The 22,135-nt window shown below is 61.8% G+C and carries 19 protein-coding genes; 8 read left to right on the top strand and 11 right to left on the bottom strand.

The window, feature by feature from the left end:
• The first annotated feature begins 190 nt into the window (after nucleotides 1–190).
• Genes ccmI through ACEWPL_RS16235 form a run of 3 tightly spaced genes read left to right on the top strand, consistent with a single transcriptional unit; the run spans nucleotide 191 to nucleotide 2,162 of the window.
• The gene (gene ccmI / locus ACEWPL_RS16245; protein ID WP_393929903.1) at nucleotides 191–1,432 is read left to right on the top strand and encodes a c-type cytochrome biogenesis protein CcmI; all 1,242 of its coding nucleotides are present in this window, start codon (nucleotides 191–193) and stop codon (nucleotides 1,430–1,432) included.
• Nucleotides 1,429–1,905: a Holliday junction resolvase RuvX gene (gene ruvX / locus ACEWPL_RS16240; RefSeq protein ID WP_393929905.1), complete on the top strand. Its 477-nt coding sequence runs from the start codon at nucleotides 1,429–1,431 to the stop codon at nucleotides 1,903–1,905. Before ccmI ends, ruvX begins: the two co-directional genes overlap by 4 nt.
• Complete coding sequence (locus tag ACEWPL_RS16235) at nucleotides 1,905–2,162, top strand: DUF1289 domain-containing protein (RefSeq protein WP_393929942.1); 258 nt, start codon at nucleotides 1,905–1,907, stop codon at nucleotides 2,160–2,162. The genes ruvX and ACEWPL_RS16235 overlap by 1 nt, the downstream gene beginning before the upstream one ends.
• A 21-nt stretch (nucleotides 2,163–2,183) precedes the next feature.
• On the opposite strand, the gene ACEWPL_RS16230 is transcribed toward ACEWPL_RS16235, so the two are convergent.
• The 4 genes from ACEWPL_RS16230 to dusA form a co-directional block, all read right to left on the bottom strand.
• Entirely contained in the window at nucleotides 2,184–2,564 is a 381-nt protein-coding gene (locus ACEWPL_RS16230; RefSeq protein WP_393929907.1) for an MliC family protein, read from the bottom strand.
• 66 nt (nucleotides 2,565–2,630) lie between these two features.
• Nucleotides 2,631–3,428 (bottom strand): hypothetical protein, encoded by a 798-nt coding sequence (locus ACEWPL_RS16225; protein ID WP_393929909.1) that lies wholly within the window; start codon nucleotides 3,426–3,428, stop codon nucleotides 2,631–2,633.
• Nucleotides 3,425–4,249, bottom strand: a complete 825-nt coding sequence (locus tag ACEWPL_RS16220) for a sulfite exporter TauE/SafE family protein (RefSeq protein WP_393929911.1) — start codon at nucleotides 4,247–4,249, stop codon at nucleotides 3,425–3,427. Before ACEWPL_RS16220 ends, ACEWPL_RS16225 begins: the two co-directional genes overlap by 4 nt.
• A gap of 69 nt (nucleotides 4,250–4,318) precedes the next feature.
• Nucleotides 4,319–5,341, bottom strand: a complete 1,023-nt coding sequence (gene dusA / locus ACEWPL_RS16215; RefSeq protein ID WP_393929913.1) for a tRNA dihydrouridine(20/20a) synthase DusA — start codon at nucleotides 5,339–5,341, stop codon at nucleotides 4,319–4,321.
• A 417-nt stretch (nucleotides 5,342–5,758) separates the two neighbouring features.
• On the opposite strand from dusA, the gene ACEWPL_RS16210 reads away from it, so the two are divergent.
• The 3 genes from ACEWPL_RS16210 to glf all read left to right on the top strand — a co-directional run bounded on the left by ACEWPL_RS16210 (nucleotide 5,759) and on the right by glf (nucleotide 10,434).
• On the top strand, nucleotides 5,759–8,206 hold the full coding sequence (locus ACEWPL_RS16210) for a VWA domain-containing protein (protein ID WP_393929915.1): 2,448 nt from the start codon (nucleotides 5,759–5,761) through the stop codon (nucleotides 8,204–8,206).
• Between the two features lie 84 nt (nucleotides 8,207–8,290).
• A complete protein-coding gene (locus ACEWPL_RS16205; RefSeq protein WP_420744358.1) occupies nucleotides 8,291–9,127 on the top strand; it encodes a hypothetical protein in 837 nt (278 codons plus the stop codon).
• Between the two features lie 200 nt (nucleotides 9,128–9,327).
• Entirely contained in the window at nucleotides 9,328–10,434 is a 1,107-nt protein-coding gene (gene glf, locus ACEWPL_RS16200; RefSeq protein WP_393929920.1) for a UDP-galactopyranose mutase, read from the top strand.
• 1 nt (nucleotide 10,435) lies between these two features.
• Here glf and ACEWPL_RS16195 read toward each other — a convergent pair whose 3' ends face one another.
• The 3 genes from ACEWPL_RS16195 to ACEWPL_RS16185 are packed head-to-tail and all read right to left on the bottom strand — an operon-like array spanning nucleotide 10,436 to nucleotide 13,560.
• The gene (locus tag ACEWPL_RS16195) at nucleotides 10,436–11,968 is read right to left on the bottom strand and encodes a cupin-like domain-containing protein (RefSeq protein WP_393929922.1); all 1,533 of its coding nucleotides are present in this window, start codon (nucleotides 11,966–11,968) and stop codon (nucleotides 10,436–10,438) included.
• Between the two features lie 53 nt (nucleotides 11,969–12,021).
• Nucleotides 12,022–12,660 carry a hypothetical protein gene (locus tag ACEWPL_RS16190; RefSeq protein WP_393929924.1) on the bottom strand — a complete coding sequence of 213 codons (639 nt, stop codon included), beginning with the start codon at nucleotides 12,658–12,660 and terminating at the stop codon, nucleotides 12,022–12,024.
• Between the two features lie 30 nt (nucleotides 12,661–12,690).
• Entirely contained in the window at nucleotides 12,691–13,560 is an 870-nt protein-coding gene (locus tag ACEWPL_RS16185; protein ID WP_393929926.1) for a GlcNAc-transferase family protein, read from the bottom strand.
• A gap of 281 nt (nucleotides 13,561–13,841) precedes the next feature.
• Between ACEWPL_RS16185 and ACEWPL_RS16180 the strand changes: the two genes are divergently transcribed.
• Together ACEWPL_RS16180 and ACEWPL_RS16175 are read left to right on the top strand one after the other, a co-directional pair.
• Nucleotides 13,842–14,885 (top strand): cytochrome-c peroxidase, encoded by a 1,044-nt coding sequence (locus tag ACEWPL_RS16180; RefSeq protein ID WP_393929928.1) that lies wholly within the window; start codon nucleotides 13,842–13,844, stop codon nucleotides 14,883–14,885.
• A gap of 233 nt (nucleotides 14,886–15,118) precedes the next feature.
• A complete protein-coding gene (locus tag ACEWPL_RS16175) occupies nucleotides 15,119–15,355 on the top strand; it encodes a hypothetical protein (protein WP_393929930.1) in 237 nt (78 codons plus the stop codon).
• Between the two features lie 274 nt (nucleotides 15,356–15,629).
• Here ACEWPL_RS16175 and ACEWPL_RS16170 read toward each other — a convergent pair whose 3' ends face one another.
• The 4 genes from ACEWPL_RS16170 to ACEWPL_RS16155 form a co-directional block, all read right to left on the bottom strand.
• Entirely contained in the window at nucleotides 15,630–18,761 is a 3,132-nt protein-coding gene (locus ACEWPL_RS16170) for an efflux RND transporter permease subunit (RefSeq protein WP_393929932.1), read from the bottom strand.
• On the bottom strand, nucleotides 18,758–19,996 hold the full coding sequence (locus ACEWPL_RS16165) for an efflux RND transporter periplasmic adaptor subunit (protein ID WP_393929934.1): 1,239 nt from the start codon (nucleotides 19,994–19,996) through the stop codon (nucleotides 18,758–18,760). Before ACEWPL_RS16165 ends, ACEWPL_RS16170 begins: the two co-directional genes overlap by 4 nt.
• An 86-nt stretch (nucleotides 19,997–20,082) precedes the next feature.
• Nucleotides 20,083–20,844, bottom strand: a complete 762-nt coding sequence (locus ACEWPL_RS16160; RefSeq protein ID WP_393929936.1) for a SpoIIAA family protein — start codon at nucleotides 20,842–20,844, stop codon at nucleotides 20,083–20,085.
• Between the two features lie 61 nt (nucleotides 20,845–20,905).
• Nucleotides 20,906–21,640: a TetR/AcrR family transcriptional regulator gene (locus tag ACEWPL_RS16155; RefSeq protein ID WP_393929938.1), complete on the bottom strand. Its 735-nt coding sequence runs from the start codon at nucleotides 21,638–21,640 to the stop codon at nucleotides 20,906–20,908.
• Between the last annotated feature and the right edge of the window lie 495 nt (nucleotides 21,641–22,135).

Genomic DNA, 22,135 nt, shown 5'->3' with positions numbered 1-22,135 from the left:
TGGCTGAGGGTATGCGCCGATCCGGCAAATCGCAACATACGCGGTGCGGCGCAGCATGCCCAGTTTGCGACATTGCGGCGGCGCCGCGACGCCTCGGCGCGGCGGCCGCCTGCGACATGAACACCGCGCATCGCCCCTTTCGCCGGGGGCGCTGCGCCGTTATGTGAACTGCGACAACAGGAGTGCCTCAATGATGTTCTGGATCATCGCCGCCGCCTTGGCATTGGGAACCAGCGCGCTGGTCGTCGCCGCGCTCTTGCGCGGGCGCGTCAGCGCGGCACCGCCGGCGGCCTATGATCTGGAGATCTACCAGGTGCAGTTGGCCGGCGTGGAAAAGGACCTGGCCCGCGGCGTCATCACCGAGGCCGAGGCGGGCCGGCTGCGCGCCGAAGTGTCGCGCCGCATTCTGGCTGCCGATGCGCAGGTGCGCGCCCATGGCGCGGATGGCGGGCAGCCGCGCCGCACGGGCGTGATCCTTTCGGCCCTTCTGGTGGCGGGGATCACGGGCGGCGCCCTTTTGGGCTATTGGTCGCTGGGGGCGCCAGGCTATCTGGACCAGCCGCGCGCCGGGCGGCTGGCAGCCTCGGACGCCGCGCGGGCCGATCGCCTGGACCAGGCCGAGGCACAGGAGCGGTTCGGACCTGAAGAGCAGGCCATCAAGCCACCCGACGATTTCGCGCAGCTGATGGTGCAGCTGCGCGCCGCGGTCGAGGCGCGCCCGGACGACGTGCGCGGCCTTGCCCTGCTGGCGCGCAACGAAGCAAGCCTTGGCAATACCGCCGCTGCGCGCAGCGCGCAGGAGCGGCTGATCGCGGCCAAGGGCGATGCGGCAACCGCCGCTGATCACGCCTTCCTCGCCGATCTGCTGATCACGGCGGCGGGCGGCTATGTCTCGTCCGAGGCGGAGGCCAGCCTGCGCACCGCGCTGTCGATGGACCCCGGCCAGCTTGAGGCGCGCTATTACCTCGGTGTCTATTATGCGCAGGTCGACCGGCCCGATGCCGCCTTCCGCACATGGGAGGCGCTCTTGCAGGACAGTCCCGAGGATGCCCCCTGGATCCAGCCCCTGCGCGCCCAGATCCAGGATGCGGCCGACCGCGCCGGCATCAATTACACCCTCCCCGAACCGCGCCCCTCGACCACGCGCGGCCCCACACAAGAGCAGATGGAAGCCGCCGAGGGCATGACCGAAGAGGGCCGTCAGGACTTTATCCGCAGCATGGTCGACAGCCTCATGTCGCGCCTTGCCGAGCAAGGCGGGCCGCCCGAGGATTGGGCGCAGCTGATCGTGGCGCTGGGTGTTCTGGGCGAGACCGAGCGTGCCGGCGACATTCTGGATGAGGCGCGTGTGACCTTTGCGGGCAGCCCCGAGGCGATATCCATGCTGGACTCCGCCGCCGCCCGTGCGGGCATTGACGGGAACGCCGAATGATCTTTGAGGATATCGCCGAGTTCGCCGCCGCCCTGCCCCCGATGCGCGCGCTGATGGGGCTGGACCTTGGCGACAAGACGATCGGCGTCGCGGTGTCCGATGGCCTCTGGTCCGTCGCCAGCCCCCTCGAGACGGTGCGCCGCCGCAAGTTCGGCCTCGATGCCGCGCGCCTTCTGGAGATCATCGAGGCGCGGCAGATCGGCGGACTGATCCTGGGCTTGCCGCGCAACATGGACGGAAGCGAGGGTCCGCGCTGCCAGTCGACGCGCGCCTTTGCCCGCAACCTCACCCGGCTCACGGACCTGCCCATCGGCTATTGGGACGAGCGTTTGTCCACCGTTGCCGCCGAACGCGCCCTTCTTGAGGCGGATACGTCTCGCAAACGTCGCGCCGAGGTGATCGACAACATCGCCGCCTCGTATATCCTTCAAGGGGTGCTGGACCGTTTGGGCCATATGAGGAACGCGCAATGATGGATGGATCAGAGCTTCCGGGCGAGCCGCCGGTATGGACGCGCGACGAGGTGCAATCGCCCTGCATCCGTGTCTGCGTGGTGCATCCCGAGGCGCGCATCTGCACCGGCTGTCTGCGCAGCATCGACGAAATCACGCGCTGGTCCAAGATGAGCAATGACGAGCGCGCCGCCATCATGGAAGAACTGCCGGGTCGCGCTGGCCTCTTGCGCAAGCGGCGCGGCGGCCGCGCCGCCCGGCTGGAGCGCGGCAGCTAGGCCCGCTGATCAGGCCCGGAGCTATTTTTCAGCGGCGGCGGTGCAGGTGATCGGCTTTGCATCGCTCATCTCGTCGCTCATGCGCGCCTCATCGCCCTTGGTCCACCATTCGGACGCACCCGACACATAGCGCGCGCCCGAGCCCGAGATGACGCCGACAAAGATCCGCGTCTCGCCCTTGAGCGGGATCAGCGCGAGGTTGTTCGAACCTGCATTGACATATTGCACCACCAGATCGGTCCCGTCGCCGCAGCTATAGGCCACCGAATTGACCGACCCGTCCGGCCCCAGCGTCAGCGGCAGAGACAGGCCGGTTTGCGCCAGAGATACCCCGGCGGTACTGCCCAGCGTCAGCGACAGGACAGCGGCGAGTGCGGTGAAATGGACGCGGCGTTCAGGCATGAGGCTCCTCCCTGGAATGATCGCGGCGAGCCTATGCGCGCCGCCCGATCAAGACAAGAGCGTGTCTCAGGGCGCGGTCAGCCAATCGTCGCCCAAGCGTTGGAACTCGGGGCGGAAATAGGCGATCATGCGGCCCTCCGGCGGGGCCACCGCGCCCTCTTGCCAGGGGGCGACGCCGTGCAGTGCCAACCGGTGCACCAGCACCGCCTCGCCCGGCTGGACAGGCAGCACGGCGCGCACGCAGCGGTCGAACACGTCGCGCCGGGCGGCCTTGTAGATTTCGGTCAGATCGACCTCGTCCCATGCCTCGGGGGCAATGCCGCCAAGCGCCTTGGCAAAGGCCGCGCGCATCACCTCGTGGCTACCCTCCCACACCGTCAGGGGGCTGGCCCCCTCGCCCACCGCGGTCAGAGGCAGACCGAGGATATAGGCGTGCCGCTCTTTCAACATCCGGGCGCGGTCCGCCCCGATCGCCAGAAGGCCGTCCACATGCGCCGCATCGCGCCGCTTGCGGTACCGAAAAGCCGCCTCGCCCTCATTCTTGCGCGGTTTGGGATAGCCCGGCCATGTCACCGAGACCTGCCCCGCATGCAGCGGCAGAATGCCATAAAGACTGCGCGCCGCGTCATATCCCGGCCCGGTCAGCGGCCCACTGCCCGCGACCACGCCGCGCGCATCGTTTGGCAGGGTATCCACGCCGACGAACCAGGTGCCGCCGCATTGCAGCCATTCGGCGCGGTGCGCGGGATCGGCCATGCGCTCCAGCGCCGCCGCCTTCGCGGCCTCGGCCCAGCGCGCCACCCCGGCATCATGGGCAAAACGAACCCAGCCCTTCTGCGACAGCGTATCCGCCGCCGCGCTCACCAGCCCAGCGCCTTGCGCAGCATGTTAAGCGCGATCAGCGTGAGGAAGACACCGAACACCCGTTTCAGCCGCTTTGGGTCCATCGCATGGGCCAGCCTGGCCCCCAGTGGCGCGGTTATCAGCGTCATGGCGATCACGATCAGAAAGGCAGGCCCGTTGACCGCGCCCAGCGTGTAGGGTGGCCGCCCCTCGGGCGCGACATCGACCATCAGGAACCCGATGACCGAGGGCACCGCGATGGCTGCGCCAAACCCGGCGGCCGTGGCAACGGCGCGGTGGATGGGCACGGCATGAAGGCTCATCAAAGGTACGCCGAAACTGCCGCCACCGATGCCCATCAGCACCGATAGGAAGCCGACGACAGGCGACATGACGGCCCGCATCAGCCCGCCGGGCATCGCCTCGCCCAGTCGCCAGTGGGACCGGCCGAAGGTCATGTAGATGCCAACGCAGAATGCCAAACCGCCGAATATCCCCTGCAGCGTGCTGGACCGCAGACTGGACGCCACAACCACGCCCAGCACCGCCCCGATGGCGATGCCCGGCGCCCATGTGCGCAGGATCGTCCAGTCGACCGCCCCCTTGCGATGATGCGCCAGAACCGAGCGCGCCGAGGTGACGATGATCGTCGCCAGCGACGTGGCAAGGCAGACCTGCATCAGTTGCGGCCCGCCATAGCCTAGCACAGTGAAGGCATAGAAAAACGCCGGCACCAGAATGATGCCGCCGCCCACGCCCAAGAGCCCCGCCAACACCCCCGCAAAGGCGCCAATGGCCAGAAGCATGGCCGTCATGGCCAGCAAAAGGGTGGGATCGGGCATGGCGGCGGCTCCTCGCTTGGACGTTGGCGCGGACTAGACCGGGTTTGCCGCACGGGCGCAAACGGAAACTCAGGCCGCCTGCGCCTCGTCCACGCGGGCCAGCGCCGTCTCGATCAACTCGGGGCCGGCGCCCGGCAGATGCGCGCCCTCGGACAGCATGCGCCGCCATGCCCGCGCGCCGGGGCGCCCGGCGAAAAGGCCCAGCATGTGCCGCGTGATCTGGTTCAGCCGTCCGCCTGACGCCAGATGCGCCTCGGCGTAATCCATCATCGCGCGCGCCGCGTCCTCGGGCCGTGTGTCAGGCCCCCCTTCGCCGAAGATGCGGCGATCCGCGGCGCAAAGGATCTGAGCGGGCGCATGATAGGCCGCGCGGCCCACCATCACGCCGTCCATCCCGGCCTCCAGATGCGCCTCTACCGCATCAAGGCTGTCGATCCCGCCATTGACCGACAGGTGCAGCGCGGGAAAACGCGCCTTCATCTCGTGCACCAAGGGATAATCCAGCGGGGGGATATCGCGGTTTTCCTTGGGGCTCAGTCCCTGAAGCCAGGCCATGCGCGCATGGACCGTCATCCGGCTGACGCCCACCTCCGCCACGCGTTCGATGAAATCGGGCAAGATGTGGCGCGGGTCCTGATCATCCACGCCGATGCGGCATTTCACCGTCACCGGCAGGGAGGTGACCGCCCGCATCGCGGCGCAGCACGCGGCCACAAGGTCCGGCGATTTCATCAGCACCGCCCCGAACGTGCCAGATTGCACCCGGTCGCTGGGACACCCGACATTGAGGTTGATCTCGCGATAGCCCGCCGCATCGCCCAGCCGCGCCGCCTCGGCCAACTCCGCCGGGTCCGAGCCGCCCAACTGCAGCGCAACAGGATGCTCGGCAGCCCCATGATTCAGCAGATGCACCGCCCCGCCCTGCACCAGAGCGGGCGCGGTCACCATCTCGGTATAAAGCAGCGCCTGGCGGCTGAGCAGGCGGTGCAGATGGCGGCAATGACGGTCGGTCCAGTCCATCATCGGCGCCACGCTGAGCCGCGCGGACCACTGGACGTCCGAAACCTCTTGTTTTAATGGCGCTGCGCTCATTCTCACCTGACTGGCGTTCCTCAATTTTGGATCCTTTTGCCCCCGTTTATGGGGGTGGTGCAACAAGATGTTGCACCGAACCCAAAGTGTTGTACCGCTCTCCGGCTCATCCGAAGCCTCGCCTCCCGAACATCGGCACAACAATCCAAAAGGAGACCGGGATGGGTACCATCATGGAGCGCGAGAAGAAAGACGCGGCTCGGCGCTGACCCATCATCAGCCAAAACTGGCAACATCGGCTCGCGGTGGCGTTGACATCAGTCAATCACAACACAACCCAGAGGTGCCATAGTCGATAGATAACGCGTTAAGATATCTGGGACGTTGGCAAGGGAGTGAGTGCCCTTTTCAAGTGGAAAAGTGCCGTCATCCGGCCTGAAATCCAGACCAAAATTCAATTTGCAGGAGGGCTTGATTATGAAGATCGCGAAATTCCTCGCAATGATTATGGCTGCGGTTTTGGGATTGCCTCTCGCCACAGGGTTGGCGCTGGCGCAGGGCACAGCCTTTGGTGAGATCGAGGGCCGCGCGGCCCCTGTGGCGCGGCGGCAGTGCATCGGCGGCCCAAGCGCCGGCGATCTTTGTAACGAAGATGCCGATTGCCCCGCATCGACCTGCGTCGATCGTAACGTCTTTAATATCTCCGTGGCCGTCCACTACGACGCCTCGAACGCCGATCTCACCGCGATCGAGAACATGATCAGCGCAGGATCGGCAATGCTGTTTGATGTCACCGATGGTCAGGCCGAAATCGGACAGGCAACCATCCACAACAACGCCTTTGGCACCGCGGAAGCGGACCTGCGCGTCCATACGCCCAGCGTCTGCCTCGAAGGGCCTGCGATTTATAACGCTTGCGCGACCGACAACGATTGCCCCCCAAACCCGCCCAACCCATCGCCCGCAACCTGCGGCAGCGTCTGGTGGAAGGCAAACACCGGCAGTTGGAAGACCGGCGGCAGCATCCACGTGTCGATCAACAACATTCTGGCCGCAGCGGCCCCTGGTGAGAGCTTTGCGCACGAATTCACGCACCTCGTCTTCGATGCGCGGGACGAATACGAGGCGCGCCCTGGATGCCTCAACGCGGTTGTAGCAGATTCCTGCCCGACAGCTGCAACGATTGCCACAGGTGAGCAGGCGTCGCTGATGGATGCGGGAGGAACCGGCGGCGCCGATGGTCCCTTCAGTGAATACTGCTGGGGACAGGGCGACGCGACTGATCCGGCGGATGTCACCGGTGGCATTCACGACGCTGACAACACCACCGAACAGTCGCAATGCCGCTCTAACAGATCGGTCTGGGATCAGGTGGTCTGGTCTTGGCCGAACGCGTTCGTCAAACCCGCAGCCGCGCCGGATGCCGCAGCGGGCGGGGCGGCTGCCAACCTCACCAAATTTGTCAGGACAAGCGATACAAGGAGGGTCGTTCTGGTTCTGGACGAGTCGAACAGCATGAACAAGGAAGCCCCCTCCCGAATGGAGCGCCTGAAGGTTGCCGCCAAGGATTTCGTCGCCCTCGCGGAGACGGGCACCGAATTGGGGGTCGTATCGTATTCCGACAATGCAGACAGCAGCAGCGGCCGGGCAAATGTGCCGATCGCGGCACTCGGGGCAGACCGCTCGAGTTGGAACAATGCGATCGACGGTCTGGCGCCGAACAATTGGACTAATATCGGTGCTGGCCTTCAGAAAGCGCGCGACATGATCACGACGGCCGGTGGGGTCACGGGGAATACCTACATCGTGCTCATGACCGACGGACTCAACAACCGGCCCTCTCCCCAGACCACTGCCGATGCCGATCTGCAGGCAAAAATTGCGGATCTTCTGAACGATGGCGTTCCCGTCTACGTCACCTGCACCGGCAGCGACCAAGGGCTGGCATCGCAATGCTCTGAGATCGCCAGCGGGACAGGAGGTCACTACGTCGATTCCTCGGACGCCGCGGCGCTTCCGGAAGCCTTTGTAGAGCTTCACGAACGCGGCGCCGGGTATCAGCAGATCGCCTCGACAACCGGCACTCTCAGCAAGCGCACCGAGGCAACCATGTATGTCGAGCCGGGCTCGGAGGCGGTGAGTTTCACGCTGAACTGGGACCAATCAAGCGCCAGCGCCAACATGACCGTCACGGATCCGGACGGCAACAGCTATGACAGCCAACCGATGCCGCAGGGCCGATATGTGCGCATAGCAGAGCCCGTGTCCGGCGACTGGCTTGTCCGGATAAGTGTTGGCGGCGACGTTTTCATCGACAGCCCTTTCGTACTCAAGGCGTTCTCGTTCAATCGTCTGATCCAGTTCCCGGCCGGCGTGTCGCGGCCTACCGTGAGGCCCGGCGAAGCCATCAGGATCAGCGCCTTTCCCCATGGGCCTGAGGGCGCTTTGAGCCATCCGACGGAAGTCATCCAGGCTCGGGTGATCCGCCCGGATGGGTCGGAAGATGTTCTCGAGTTAACTGACCAGGGCCGCGACGCAACAGGGCTCGGAGACGACGTCCCGCGGGACGGGATTTTCACCGGCCTCTACACCAATACTCAGCTCAAGGGCGCCTATACCTTTGACATCCGCGCCGATATTGAGGGGTGGACAGCGCCGTTGGACAGCCTTGTCGATTTCCGGTCTGCCGACACTGTGCCGGCGCCCACACCAAGCCCAAGGATCACGAGGCAGTATGTCGTTTCCGCCGCAGTGAACGATCCCGGCGACATCGAACCAAATCCCGAAGACGGTCCGGATAGCGACACGCCATGGTGGCAGGACTACTGGAAGATCCTTCTGATCTTGCTGGCACTTGCGCTTATCCTGGCGCTGTTCGTCATATTCTTCTGCTGTCGGAGGAACGCCCGCTACACTCACGGGTGATCTTCTGAAGGCGAATTGGATCTGCAATCGAACCTGCAAACCAAACAACAGGAGTAATGGTGTTCGATGCGACCGATCCGGAAAATGCTGATGCTCTTGGTCTTGGTGCCTCTTCTCGGCGCTGACGTGGCCATGGCCGCTGGCAATGACCTTTGCCGACAGCGCAATTGTGATATCGGCCTGGATCTGGAGAGCTGCGAATCACGGCAGGTATGCGACATGATCCGCGACATCTGTGTACCCGAATGCATCGGAGCAGACTGCTGCCAAAACGTTGCATGCCCCGAAGGATCGGCCTGCGTGCCTTGGCGGGGTTCCTGTGGAATTCCTGCTGGGCCCGCATGTTTCGATCTGGGATCATCTTGGTGGACTGGATCAGGGAACCCCCTGACATCCGCTCAAGCGAACACCAAAGGCTCGGTTGACTTCATAGTTCGCAACAGGACCGGAGCGCCTCTTTATTTCGAGATCACGTCAGCCCAGCCGCGTATTCCGTTCACTCTCTACACCGAGATGTGTGGTCGTCGAAAAATGCTGGATTTGCCGGAGAACAAGTTCTGTCCGAATTGGTGCCCCGCATCCGGACCTGTTCAGCAGGTCGACTGCCGAAAACCGGGTCCAGCCGTTTTCCGCCTTGGCGATCAAGACACGGTTCGTCTCACTTGGTCAGGATCCGAGATGGTAGCGACCTATCGAAGTTGCCGCGACTCCAACATTCAAGTTTGCGACACCGCGAAACCAAGCAGTGCTGGGCTCTACTTTGTTGAAATCTGCGCGCATTCCGAAAGAACGGGAGGTGCCAAACCAAGCGAAGAAATGAACCCGATCCTTGGCGCAACTGTGGTCGGATCGGAAAACTGTATGATGAAAGAACTGGAGTATCCGGCCCAATCGGAAATCGAGTTTGTCTTTGCAAAATGAGTTGATCTGGCAATGGGCCAGGCCGCTTAATATTTCCCGGGCGATCGGGCTTTTCCCGCTGTCGCTTTTGTTTTCCGATGTCGCCACGCCGGGCGGCCTTGGATGTCGACTCCAGAGAAAACAAAAGCGGCAGTAAATCGCCCAATCCGTCGGAGCTAACGTACGTTCAGACGATGACGACAAGGAGGCGCCGGGCTGAAGTGTACGAATGGGTCGTCATCGGCGCCGGCTTTGCCGGCAGCGTACTCGCCGAGAGGATCGCCACGGTGCGTGGCGAGAGGGTGCTGCTGGTGGACCGGCGGTCACATCTTGGGGGAAATGCCCATGACCGGCACGATGAGCACGGTATTCTCGTGCACGAATACGGGCCGCATATCTTTCACACGAACGCTGCGTCCGTGTTCGACTACCTGTCGCAATGGACGCACTGGCGCCCCTACGAGCATCGCGTCCTGTCCCATGTCAATGGCAGGTATCTGCCGTTTCCAATCAACTTGGACACGATCAACGCGCTCTACGATCTCGATCTTGATGTCTCAGGGATGGAGCGTTTCATTGAGGCACGGCGCGAGGCCGTAAAAGACGTCCGTTCGGCCAAGGACCACTTTCTGGCCACCGTCGGGCGGGAGCTCTACGAGATCTTCTTCGAGGGCTACACGCGCAAAGCCTGGGGCATCGACGCTGCAGATCTTGATAAATCGGTTGCATCCCGCATCCCTCTTCGAATGTCCCGCGATGACCGTTATTTCTCCGACCGGTTCCAGCAAATGCCGATCAATGGATATTCTGCGATGTTTTTGCGTATGACAGACCATCCGAAGATCGATTTCGCGCTGGACACCGACTGGGCTGAACTGAAGCATTCGAGGATACGGTTCCGCCGACTGGTGTTCACCGGTCCGATTGACTCTTACTTTAATTATCGCTTCGGGCCCCTTCCCTATCGCTCGCTAGAGTTCCGACGCGTGACGCTGGAGACCCGGCAGTTTCAGCTGGCAGCAGTTGTGAACTATCCCGGAAGCGAACCGTATCTTCGTGTTACCGAGCATAAGCATCTTACGGGTCAGATCCATCGCAAGACCACGCTGACTTACGAATACCCAGCCGTTCAAGGTCCGCCCTTCTACCCCATCCCGCGAAGGGCAAATCACCAAAAGTATCTGCGCTACCGAGAGGTGGCGCGCCGCACACCGGACGTCTGGTTCGTGGGGCGCCTTGCTACGTATCGCTACTACAACATGGACCAGGTCGTCGCGCAGGCACTCAAGACCTTCGCGCGTATCAACGCCGCCGTCGGGCGCACATAAGCTAGTCTCGGTCGACGCCGGGCAACCTTAGTATGGTGTTACCATTTTCGACGCGAAAGCTCGAGAAGGTCGCTGAGGCGCTGATGTCGAGCGCTTCGGCCCAATGCCACCATCCGACCGGAAGAAAAAGGACGTCACCAGGCTCGACGATTGCATCAAGAACCGCGACTTGGGCGAAATTCGGGTGGCGCCCCAGATCAGGCTCTCGCAGGTCTATTTCGCTGTAGTAACGCTGGCGCATGGCAAGGGATGGTGCGTCGAATGGCGAGATAAGTTTGAAATTCTTGCGACCCATGATTTGCGCGAAGAGGATCGAGTGCTTGTCGTAATGCAGCGGCGTGACCGTCCCCTTCGGACCCAGCCACAGCTTTACGGCCGCCGCACGCTCATCTTCTGTCCGAATGATGTCGGACGGCGGCGTAATCTGATCCCTCAGCGGCCGCAGAGCCGGATGCGCAAGCGCGTTGTTTCGGGCAACCAGATAGTAGTCATTTGACTCGGGTTCCTCTCGTAACCTGTGGACGAGGTCCCTCATGGTCGTCTGCTCTACGGACTTGGCGAAGTTCAGTTCATAGTCTGCATTCTGCGCGCGCCCGCTTGTTATCGGCACGGACACATCTCCAAACTCTCGCTCGAGGTACTCCAGGGACCAATCTCGCACTGCCGGCGACGAGGCGATCGCTCCCTTGATGAGTACCGGCGTGTTTTTGAAATAGAAATCGCGGAAGAAGCTTTGTGCGTCGATATCAACGCAAATCTGAAGTTCGGGGCGCGTTCCCGATCCCTGGCGCAGATCGCCTAGTGCGAAGAACATACCCGCAGCATAATCCTGCAACTGGCGCGTTTCGTCCTCGCCCCTTTCTCGACTTTCCGAATGAATAGGCCGAGCCGACGCAAATGGTTTTGAGTGACCGGGCGCTTTTCTTGATCCAAAAATCTTGGCGTCGAAGTAGTCAGTACTGCGGCGCATGCGCGGTCGGTGAACCCAGCCGTTTATCGTAAAACGACCGTCGCAGAAGCGCTTGCTGGGGCAGCTGATGGTTCGAACCTCGTGCTTGGTCCCAGATGGGAAAAAGACAATCGTATCGTTATCCGGCGCGACTGCGACCGAAGATCCGTCGTCATCATAGAGGATGAGTTCTCCGCCTTCGAAAGACTTCGGTATGCTATGAAAATAATAGACGAAAGTCAGGGTACGCGAAGCGGTTTTGGGCGAGCCGTTGTCGGTATGCCAATGGAAATACTCACCGTCATTGTGGCTGGTAAGTTGAACCTCAAGCCCGCTGACGTCGAAGGGTGCGAGCGAGATATCCTGCAGCACAGTGACCAGGTTCTGCCGAACGAAGGTTTCGACCGGTCCCGCTGCACGCTCTATGTCCTCACCATAGATCAAGGTGGATCGGCGCCAATCGCTGTATGCCGAACTCGTCGAATTGACCTTCGAACGCGAATATTTGGGGCTCTGCTCCAAAGCGAAGTCGTAGATTGCCCGATTCACCTTGGGTCCAAGAACGTTACGGTACACCTTGTACATATCGGCTAGCTCGCACCTCGTTTCGCATATGGCATCCGGCAACAGCAGGCCGACTACTTCTGGACCATTTCCTCCAGCCGCCGCGTCAGGTGCAGATCAATCACATCAAGGAGCATTGGCGCCTTGATCGAGACGAACCAGTAGAGGATCCACGGGTTCTCGCCAAAAACGTCGAAGCTGTCCGGGCCTGGCGAGGGTCCGGGAGAAGGCGGGACGCCGGGCTCCGGCGGCCCCCCATCCGGCGGCTCGGGTGGCGGTGGGCCGGCATCGGGCACTGCGCCTAAACCGTGTCCAAAACCTGATGCCAAGCTCGATGGCCCGGGCGAAGGCGGAACCCCTGGTTCAGGTGGTCCCCCGTCCGGCGGCTCTGCCAGCTCGCCACGATTGATTTGGACAAAATCACGGATGTCGCGCAAGCGCTCTTCAAATTTCAGGTCAGTGAGAGCGCGAAGCAGCTCGTTGACTTCGGACGCGCCTGAAGACGCTTTCTTGGCCTTTTCCGCAAGAGTCCAGTGGGCGACCCATGAGTCCATCCATGAGACACCAAACGGGGCGGGTTGCGTGGCCGCATCTGCAGGCTTTGCCGCGCTTAGATCCCGAAGTAGTTCATCAAGTACACCCGGGTTCTCACCGATATCGATTATCGGCCCGTGTTTCCCAATGATTTTCTTTACAATCGCTTCGTCAACCATCGCTTCGATCCATTATTATGAAAGGGTGTGTCAGGAAGTAATAAGCGGCGCTCCGATATATGCCTCATAGTCCGCGACCGAACGTTGGGATCCTATGCCGAGATCGCCCCTGAGTTCACCGCGGTACAGGTCGCGAAGTCGGATCATCGACCTCTGGTGCTGCTTCGGCCAATCCGAATGATCGTTCCAATGCGTGCCGCGCGTCGTGCGATCATAGAGATGCCAGCCTACGATGCGATGCGGCTGAAACAGATCATAGCCATGGGTATAAGCACGCAAAGAAATCGCAGCCTCGTCCGAAAAGAAATAGATGTCAGGGTCAAACGGAACATCCTCGTTGAACCTGCCATCTGCAAAAAGGAAATGGAGCGACGCGAAACGTCCGGGAAACGGCTCCGAAAGCTGTCTGGTGTCCGCTACAGGGTGGCCTACGAGACGGTAGATCAAGCCCTCGAAACGCTCGTGGATATTCATGTCCAGAATGGTGTCTTCACGATCTCTACCTGAGCCGTAGGGCGGCATGTAACCTGTCAGGATGGGTCGTGGCACCCCCAACTGGCGAAGCTCCTCATGCCAAGCGACCAGCGTGGTGTCCCATCCGTCCTGAAATTGATGGTGGGAGTCCAGAAAGAGAGTGTACGGCTCGCCGTTCCAGCGACGCTGGGATTGGCTACGCGCCCAGTTGCAGCCACTGCTATACCGGGCCGGAACCTTCACCAATTCGACCTGTGGAAATGCGCGCAAATGCTTTTCGACAGAGAGTTCGTCGATCCCGTACTGCCAAACAACCACGATGCGCAGTAGTTCGGGGCTATCGGCTGTCTCGATCAAACCGCGCAATGTGGGCAAGAGCTCGGGATCCCGATAGGCCGGTATCTGGACGAAAATCAAGGCGCTCAATTTCCATCTCCATTGCTGTGAAAGACACCGCTGCAAGGAACAAATATCGATGGATCAATCATACAACTGTAAGTCGAACGCACGATTCGGTCCAGCGCGCATTCCAATCCCCCAGAGCCAAGCATGGCGCCGAGCAGGAACGCCCGCTTGGAGCTCTTTGTGGCAGCATTCCACGGTGCGGCCAGTATCCGCCTATGCGCGAACCGAGTTGATCTTTGTCAACGGGGCTCACACAACCTATGCGATAATTTTTTGACAAAACCCCGATTAGGAGAACCGCAATGACATATAGCATTCATTTCCGAGCGTTATCCGCTGTCGCAATAGGCCTTGCCGGGGCGAATTCTGCCTTGGCTGCCGATGATGCCGATCTGCGGGAACAAGCACTTGCCATGTTCGAGCCGATCCCGCCGGTGCCCGATCCCGCCCCATCACCCGAGGCGGTCGAGTTGGGCAAGATGCTGTTTTTTGAGCCGCGTTTATCTGAGGGCCATAACATTAGCTGCAACACTTGCCACAACCTCGGCACAGGCGGTGCCGATCTTGCGTCGGTCTCTCTGGGGCATCGCTGGCAAAAGGGTGGCCGCAATTCCCCGACGGTGCTGAATGCCATCTATAACACCGCACAGTTCTGGGACGGTCGGGCGGCAAGCCTAGAAGAACAGGCCGGTGGTCCGATGGTCAACCCGGTCGAGATGGGGTCCACGCCTGAGCATGTGGAAGAGCAGTTGCGCGGCATCCCTGGATACGGGCCCTATTTCGCCGCGGCCTTTCCGGGTGACGAGCAACCCGTGAATTTCGCGAATGCTGAAACGGCGATCGCTGCCTTTGAGGCTACGCTGATCACGCCGAATGCGCCTTTTGACCGGTTCCTCTCGGGCGATGATGCCGCGATGACGGCCGAGCAGAAAGCCGGATTGCAAGAGTTCATGGATCAGGGCTGCGCGGCTTGCCACAGTGGAATCAATCTGGGCGGCAACAGCTACCAGCCTTTCGGCGTGGTCGAGAAACCGGATTGGGCATTCCTGCCCCCGGACGACAAGGGCCGTTTCGAGGTGACGCGCGCCGAGGAGGATGCCTATGTCTTCAAGGTTCCGACATTGCGCAACATCACGTTGACACCGCCCTATTTTCACTCGGGCTCGGTTTGGGATCTTACGACAGCTGTTGGCGTAATGGGCACCGCGCAACTCGGGGCGACACTTGATCCTGAGCAAGAGACAAGCATCGTTGCATATCTTGAGAGCTTGACCGGCGAGATGCCAGAAATAACCTATCCGACACTTCCCCCAAGCACCGCCGAAACGCCGCGCCCACAGCAGTAAAGCCTTGGTGGAAGAAACGATCGACGTAAGGAAAAGTCCGCGCAGCAGGCCTTCGCGACCGTAAAAGCAAGCCGTTGTTGAGCGGTATGCGCTGACACAGCGAAGGTCTGCACCGTACCGATTCTGTGGGTCAATGACGTGCTGCTTACGTAAAAAGAGGCGCTGCTCGCAGCGCGAACGCTCTGTCTGTCATTGCCTCAACCGTTGAAGAAGCGCGCCGGATTTTTGAACGAATGACAAGCTATGCCACGTTCCGGATCGCAAAGACCATCCAGGTCCTGACGGTCATGACACTCGTCTTTCTCAAGCTGATGGTTGCCGGCCACCTGACAATCTACGTTTCCTGCATTCCGCGCTGGTTCTGGATGAAGCCCTGGCGGAACTTGCGTCTGTTCCTGACAACGGACGCAAGGCAGATCATCGGCACTCTGATCGCGATCTACGGTGTATCTGCCGCCCCGGTCGGCTGACCCCACGCGCTGGGAATCTGGGCTTATGCCGTTGCCTAGATGCCGATCAATACGACCATTGCGCTTGCCATGCTGCACCTGCTGGATCACCGGTCACTGAACCCTCAAAAACAGCAGACCAGGACTGAATTGCCCGCCTCGCGTCATTGCCTCGATACCAGATACCGCCTCGCCAGAGGGCCCCGCGCTCCCCAGTCTCGCGGCATGCTACAAAGCCTCCGGCCTTGAGGAGCCCTCTATTGCGACATGCGCTGCGGTCAGCGTGCCAAGTCGATCATGCTGGTGTCTGATCGGCACTGGCAGGCACAGCGCTCGCGCGTCGCGCTTTCTTCTCGCCCAGCATCAGCATCGCGGGTGTCACGATCAGGGTCAGAACGGTCGCGATCACCAGCCCGCCGGCGATGGCCGAGCTGAGCTCGGTCCACCATTGTGTGGAGGGCGCGCCATAGACAATCTCGCGCGTGAAGAAGTTGAGGTTCACGCCGATCACCATGGGCATGAGACCGAGCGCCGTCGTGACCGAGGTCAGCACCACGGGGCGCAGACGCTGGGCGCCGGTCCTGAGGGCGGCCTCGAGCGGCGATAGGCCCGACTTTTTCAGATCGTTATAGGTATCGATCAGCACGATGTTGTTGTTCACCACGATCCCGGCCAGCGCGATCACCCCGATCCCGCCCATGACCACGCCAAAGGGGCGGCCCGTGACGATGAGACCAAAGAGAACGCCCGCGATAGAAAAGATGATCGCGCTCATCACCACGAAGGCCTGATAGAAATTGTTGAACTGGATCACGAGGATGATGAACATCAGCACGATCGCGGTGATGAAGGCGCCGACGAGGAATATCATCGACTCGGTCTGGTCCTGTGCCTCTCCGGCAAAGGCGGCCTCGGCCCCGTCCGGCAGGTCCATCGTGTCGATGGCCGATTGCAGCGCAGTCACCTGATCGTTGACCAGCACGCCGGGGGCAACATTCGCCTCGATGGTGATGACGCGGCGCTGATCGACGCGGGTGATGGTGCCGCTACGCGGACTCGGCTCGAAGGTGACGAAATTCGAGATCGGCACGAGGCCGGCCGAGGTCGGCACACGCAGCGATTGCAGCTCTTCCAGCGTCCGCTCATCCGAGGGGAAGCGCACGTTGATATCGACCGTGCCATCTGCGCCATCGGGGCGGTAATCGGCCACGGTGATGCCGCGCGTCAGCAGCTGCACAGCTTGTCCCAGCGTCGAGACATCAGCGCCAAAGCGTGCGGCTTCGGAGCGATTGACCTCGATGCGCCACTCGACTCCGGGCAGGGGGCGGGTGTCCGTCACATCCGTGAAGCCGCCGATATCGGTCATCGCGGCGCGGATCTGCTCGACGGCATCGGCCTGCGTCTCGGGGTTGCGGGCGCGGACGCGCAGGTTGATTGGCTTGCCCGCTGAGGGGCCCGAGGAGGCGGTTTGCACCTGAACGTCGATGCCCGGGATGGTGGCCATGTCGGCGCGGATTTCCTCGCCGATGACGGCGGCGGTGCGGCGCGTATCCCATTCGGTGAACTCGATCTGGATCGTACCGATCAGGTCGGCCGCGTCCTGATTGCTTCCGCCCGAGCGGGCATAGATCGACTGGATTTCATCATAGGCATAGAGCCGCTCCTCGACCCGGCGCACCAGCGCGTCCTTCTCATAGATCGAGAAATTGTCGCGGGCGCGGACTTGCACTTGCGCAAATTCAGGCTCGATCGACGGAAAGAAGCTGATGCCGTTGCCGAACTGGCCATAGGCCCCGAAGCCTGCCAGCAAAAAGGATATCGCCATCAACAGCGTCGCCCAGGGGCGCAGGATCGCGAATTGCAGCAGTTTCACATAGCCACCGGTGAACCCACCCAGATCGCGCGGATCTCCCTTTTCGGCGGCATGCAGCGTGGCCTTGTCCTTGGCCGACTGGGGCGGCTTCTTGCCGATGAGGCCGCCCACCACGGGAATGAAGACCAGCGCCATGAAAAGCGAAGCTGTCAGGGTCAGGATGACGGTGATGGGGAGGAATTTCATGAACTCCCCCACGGTCCCGGTCCAGAACAGCAGCGGAAAGAACACAGATAGCGTCGTCGCCGTCGAGGCGATGATCGGCCACGCCATACGCTTGGCAGCGAAGGCGTAGGCGGCTTTGGGGGCGTCCCCCTCCTGCAGGCGTCGATCGGCCAGCTCGGTCGTGACGATGGCGCCGTCGACCAGCATCCCCACAACGAGGATGAGCGAAAAGAGCACGACGAGATTCATCGTGTAGCCCATGAACCACAGCGCCGTGACGCCCGCCAGAAACGCACCGGGGATGGCAAGACCAACCAGCAGAGCCGAGCGGATGCCAAGCGCCCAGACGATGACGATCATCACGAGGATCACGGCGGCGATGACATTCGCCTCCAGATCGCTGAGCATGGTTTCCACCTGCTCGCTTTCGTCCTGCATGTAATCGATGGTCAGACTGGCGGGCCAGTCTGCCTTCTCCTCCTCGATCAGCTCGCGCACGGCGGCGACGGTCTCGATGATGTTCGATCCTGACCGCTTGGTGATTTCCAGCGCCAGAGCGGGCTGGCCGTCGATGCGGGCAAATCCGGTCGGGTCCTCGAAGGTGCGTCGGATCGTGGCCACGTCGCCGAAGGTGACGACGGTGTCGCCGCGCACCTTGACGGGCAGGTTCATGACATCCTCGATATCCTCAATGAGGCCCGGCACCTTCAGCACGATTCGGCCCGCGCCGTTTTCGATCGCACCCGCCGCGATCAGGCGGTTGTTGCGATTGATCTGGCTGATGAGTTCCTCGAAGCTGATGTTGTACGTCTCGAACACCGTCGGATCGATCAGAACCTCCAAGAGCTCGTCGCGCGCGCCGCCGACATCCACCTCAAGCACGCCCGACAGCCCCTCGATCCGGTCCGAAAGCTCCTCGGACAGCGAGTTCAGCGTGCGTTCGGGCACGGGGCCCGAGAGGATGACGGTGAGGATCGGAAAGAGGGCGGTATTGATCTCGGTCACGACCGGGTCGGTCGCGTCCTCGGGCAGTTCGGGCCGCGCGCGATCAACGCCCTCACGGACCTTGTCCAGCGCCTCGTCGGCATCAAAGCCGGGATCGAATTCAAGTTGCAGGCTAGCATAGCCTTCGCCAGCATTCGCGGTCATCTGTTTCAGCCCAGCGATGGCGCTCAGCTCGGTCTCCATCGGCTCGACCAAGAGACGCTCGGAATCCTCGGGCGAGATACCGTCGAGCGTGGTCGAGATATAGAAGATCGGGATCGGAATCTCGGGCGAGGATTCCTTGGGAATCGTTATGTAGGCATAGGCACCCACCGCCAGGATCATGATCAGAGCCATGACCACCACACGGCCACGGCTGAAGGCCGCGTCGATGATACCGTTCATTGGGTCGTCTCCGTGCCGTCAGTGCCGCTCTCGGACATGGTGATCTGGCCGCTCGCCTTGGTCTCGGGCTGCACATCGGGCGCGCCCGGCACCGGCTCTTGCTGAGCTGCTGCCTCATTGTCGCTCTCGGGCTGCGGATCGACGGTCTCGCCATCATTGACGAAGCCCTGGCCGATCGAGATGATCTGCGCCTCATCAGGCAGACCTGCCACCCAGATGCCATCGGTCTGCGCGCGCACGATGGTGATCTCGTGGAAATCCACCACATTCTCGGGGCTCACTGTCTTGATGCCCAGCGTTCCGTCCGTGTCCAGCGACAGGATCGCAGGCGAGACGAAATGTGCGGTCGTCTGGCCGGTCGGGATGCGCAGTTGCGCACTGATCCCGGCGGGAATGCCGTGATCTTCGTTGGCAATCTCGACCTCGGCCAGAAAGGTGCGCGTCTCGGCGTCGGCGCTGGTGCCGACAAACGTGACCTCGCCCTTGCCGGTCGCGCCGGTGATGAACGACACATCCGCCGTCTGGCCCACCTTGATATCCTGAAGCGATTGCTGCGGAATTTGAATGCGGACCGTCAGCGGCGTGTTGTCGACAATGCGGCCGATATCGGCGCCCGTCGCGATGACCTCGCGCGTGTCGATATCCAGCGATTCCAGGCGGCCGGCAAACGGCGCGCGGATTTCCGTGTTGTCGATGGCCTCCTCGGCCGTCGTGACGCCCGCCTCGGCGGCGGCCAAAGCGGCCCGCGCCTCGGCGACACGGTCGACGGTGGCAACACCGCGCTCGACAAGCGAGCTTGCGTTGTCAAACTCGCGCTGCGCGCGGTTCAGTTCCTCCTGAGCGCGGGCCAGATCGGACGTACGCGCGTCGGTATCGAAGCGCGCGATGACCTGCCCCGCCTCAAGGACGGCCCCCTTCTCGACCAGGAGTTCGGCGATCTGGCCCGAGGTTTCCGCGCGAATCGTGGTGTCGCGGTCCGGCAGCGCCTGACCTTCTGCAGCGAAGACTTGCTCGACCTGTTCGGCAACCGAGGCGCGCACCGCGACGGTGACGGCCTTGCGACTGACCGCGCCGTCCGCAGGCGTCGACGCCTCGGACGAAGGCAGGATATAGCCACTGCCCATCCAGCCGACGATCGCCACGGCCAGGCCGCCTGCAATCCAGCGCGAGCGGCTCGAGCCTTTGTCGCTCTCGAACGCAAGCGGCGTGCGATCTTCCGTCTTGGCCTTGTTCATCGACTGATCTCCGTGGGCGAATGGCCCGTAAAACTGTTACGTTAAAGATTGCCGCCCGGTGCAGAGGCATCGGGCGGCGGGGCGCATCAATCGCCGCGCGCCCAGGTCCAGGCAGCGTCATCCTCTGATGCATCAAAACTCCGCATCTCGAAGGGCATCACCCTGCCCATCGTGCTGACCATCGTGGTCATCCACTTTGGCGCGCCAACAATTGCGTAGCGGCCGACATGCGAAATCGCGCTCATCTTGGAGCCCATGAGCGAGCCATCCATCAGGAGCGCAGGATCAAACCCCTCGAAGCTCTTGAAGCGGACAAGCAGATTGATCTTGTTGTCACCCTTGAGGTGCGGCTCAAGCGGGCCGAAAACCTTGTCGACATCGGCGGCAGTTATCGTCCCGTCGACCTCGTAGGCCAGCAGGCCGTCCTTGCCATCGGAAAGAAGAGTGATGCCCCGGCCGGGCTTGGCCTCCGACTTGGGCGGCAGATCGGCGGCAAACGCTTCGGCGGCCGCCACCTCGGACGAGCCAAAGCTCTTCATCTCGATCATCGGCAGGATCGGGTCCATCCACTTCATCAGCGCGCCAAAGGCCTGAAGGTCGGTGACCAGCGCCATCTTGGCGATTTTCGACCACTGGGCCAGCAGCCCGAACTCGAATTTCATGTCTTCGGCGATGGCGTCCGCCGTAATGTCTTGCCAGCCTTCGGCGCGCACGATCAGGCCGAGCGGACCTTCACCCTTCAGCGCCGGTGTCAGCTCGCGCTCCATCGTTCCGATATCGGATTTCTCCAGCACGCCGCCCAGCGTCAGCTCATAAACGTTGGGTTTCAGCTTCTTTACCGTGATCATGATCTATCCTTTCCGTTTTCAGTTTGTAAGCCGGAGCCCGCAGCCCCGGTTCCGGCACGCCTCAACTGCTGACAATCGCCCTCAGCATGAGTCGATATTCAGTCGGGTTGGAGAGCGTGATACTCCCCTTGGGCAATCCCAGAAGCCTGTCCATCAAGGCGCCTTCGGCGACCATCCGGCCATCCAGGATAGCAGCCCCGCCATCCAGATCGCCGCTTTCGGCCGCACAGACTGCCTCTTCGATCGCGGCCCGGCGACCTTGCGAGCAGGCCAGAATGATCTCGGTCACCAAATCGATATCCGGCACGTCGAAGCAGCCCTCGCGGACTCCGTCCGCGATCATCTCGCACAACATCGGGCGCGCGGCGTCGGTCGATGCGCTCGTGATGCGGTGAAAAAGAATGTCATTGCCGGGTCGAAGTGCTGCATCGAGAAAGAACTTCAGTTGCGGTCCTCGTTCAGCCTTCCAGCGGCTCGATTCGGCCAGAAACGCGTTGAACCGTTTGAGCGCATCGCCTGTCGTCTCTCCGCGGGCCGTATCCGCGGCAGCCAGCGCCTCATTGGTGAAACGCTCAACCACACCATCAAGCAGATCTTCCTTGGCGGTGAAGTGGTGATAGAAGCCACCCTTGGAAATTCCGGCCTCGGACAGCACATCGGCAATCGTCACGTCATCCCAACCTCGGGTAAAGAACAGCCCTTGGGCCGCATCCAGCAGCTGCGCGCGCCGCATTTCTGGCGCCATGCGCGTGCGCTTGGATGCCTGCCTGACCGGGGTTTCAGTTTCATTCGACATGTCGCCTCCAACTACCAACCGACGGTCGGTATGTAAGTTCTAAACGCTACTCGTCAAGGGATGGTTCCCGCCGCAGGTTGATGCTGCGCTTTTGGCGAAAATGTTTGAGGAAAAAGGGGAAGACGCAATCTCCGACCAGCGATCTGTATCGCGGACCGGCATGCTACCAAACGCATGAAGCTGTCAGCGTACCCCTTGAGCAATACTGTAAGAGGTGCGGGATCGCTTGGTCTAGCGGATGGAAACCCGGCGCAGGGGTCTCACGGTGCCTTCCCCACTACAGCGGATCGCGGCTCAAGCAGGGCTTGGGTTCATCAAACAGGCGAGGCAAAACCGCGTCACGTCCACTCTTATTCTTGCTGTCTGACCAAGAAATGTATACGCATCACACTCATTTCCCACAGCCAAAAGCGAAATCAGGTAGTGCCCCTCGGGGTGGTGTAAGAGGCCGCGTGCGGAGCCTTTTGGCGTAGCGCAGCGCGCGGCCGGGTCTGG

Source organism: Roseovarius roseus (genome assembly GCF_043355935.2).
Classification (GTDB): Bacteria; Pseudomonadota; Alphaproteobacteria; order Rhodobacterales; family Rhodobacteraceae; genus Roseovarius; species Roseovarius roseus.
This window is presented reverse-complemented; position numbering and strand designations above follow the sequence as displayed.

Bases quoted from the DNA above. Each gene is read 5' to 3' on its own strand.
- ccmI (WP_393929903.1), top strand. From the start codon at position 191: ATGATGTTCTGGATCATCGCCGCCGCCTTGGCATTGGGAACCAGCGCG.
- ruvX (WP_393929905.1), top strand. From the start codon at position 1,429: ATGATCTTTGAGGATATCGCCGAGTTCGCCGCCGCCCTGCCCCCGATG.
- ACEWPL_RS16235 (WP_393929942.1), top strand. From the start codon at position 1,905: ATGGATGGATCAGAGCTTCCGGGCGAGCCGCCGGTATGGACGCGCGAC.
- ACEWPL_RS16230 (WP_393929907.1), bottom strand. From the start codon at position 2,564: ATGCCTGAACGCCGCGTCCATTTCACCGCACTCGCCGCTGTCCTGTCG.
- ACEWPL_RS16220 (WP_393929911.1), bottom strand. From the start codon at position 4,249: ATGCCCGATCCCACCCTTTTGCTGGCCATGACGGCCATGCTTCTGGCC.
- dusA (WP_393929913.1), bottom strand. From the start codon at position 5,341: ATGAGCGCAGCGCCATTAAAACAAGAGGTTTCGGACGTCCAGTGGTCC.
- ACEWPL_RS16210 (WP_393929915.1), top strand. From the start codon at position 5,759: ATGAAGATCGCGAAATTCCTCGCAATGATTATGGCTGCGGTTTTGGGA.
- ACEWPL_RS16205 (WP_420744358.1), top strand. From the start codon at position 8,291: ATGCTGATGCTCTTGGTCTTGGTGCCTCTTCTCGGCGCTGACGTGGCC.
- ACEWPL_RS16195 (WP_393929922.1), bottom strand. From the start codon at position 11,968: ATGTACAAGGTGTACCGTAACGTTCTTGGACCCAAGGTGAATCGGGCA.
- ACEWPL_RS16190 (WP_393929924.1), bottom strand. From the start codon at position 12,660: ATGGTTGACGAAGCGATTGTAAAGAAAATCATTGGGAAACACGGGCCG.
- ACEWPL_RS16180 (WP_393929928.1), top strand. From the start codon at position 13,842: ATGACATATAGCATTCATTTCCGAGCGTTATCCGCTGTCGCAATAGGC.
- ACEWPL_RS16175 (WP_393929930.1), top strand. From the start codon at position 15,119: ATGACAAGCTATGCCACGTTCCGGATCGCAAAGACCATCCAGGTCCTG.
- ACEWPL_RS16170 (WP_393929932.1), bottom strand. From the start codon at position 18,761: ATGAACGGTATCATCGACGCGGCCTTCAGCCGTGGCCGTGTGGTGGTC.
- ACEWPL_RS16165 (WP_393929934.1), bottom strand. From the start codon at position 19,996: ATGAACAAGGCCAAGACGGAAGATCGCACGCCGCTTGCGTTCGAGAGC.
- ACEWPL_RS16160 (WP_393929936.1), bottom strand. From the start codon at position 20,844: ATGATCACGGTAAAGAAGCTGAAACCCAACGTTTATGAGCTGACGCTG.
- ACEWPL_RS16155 (WP_393929938.1), bottom strand. From the start codon at position 21,640: ATGTCGAATGAAACTGAAACCCCGGTCAGGCAGGCATCCAAGCGCACG.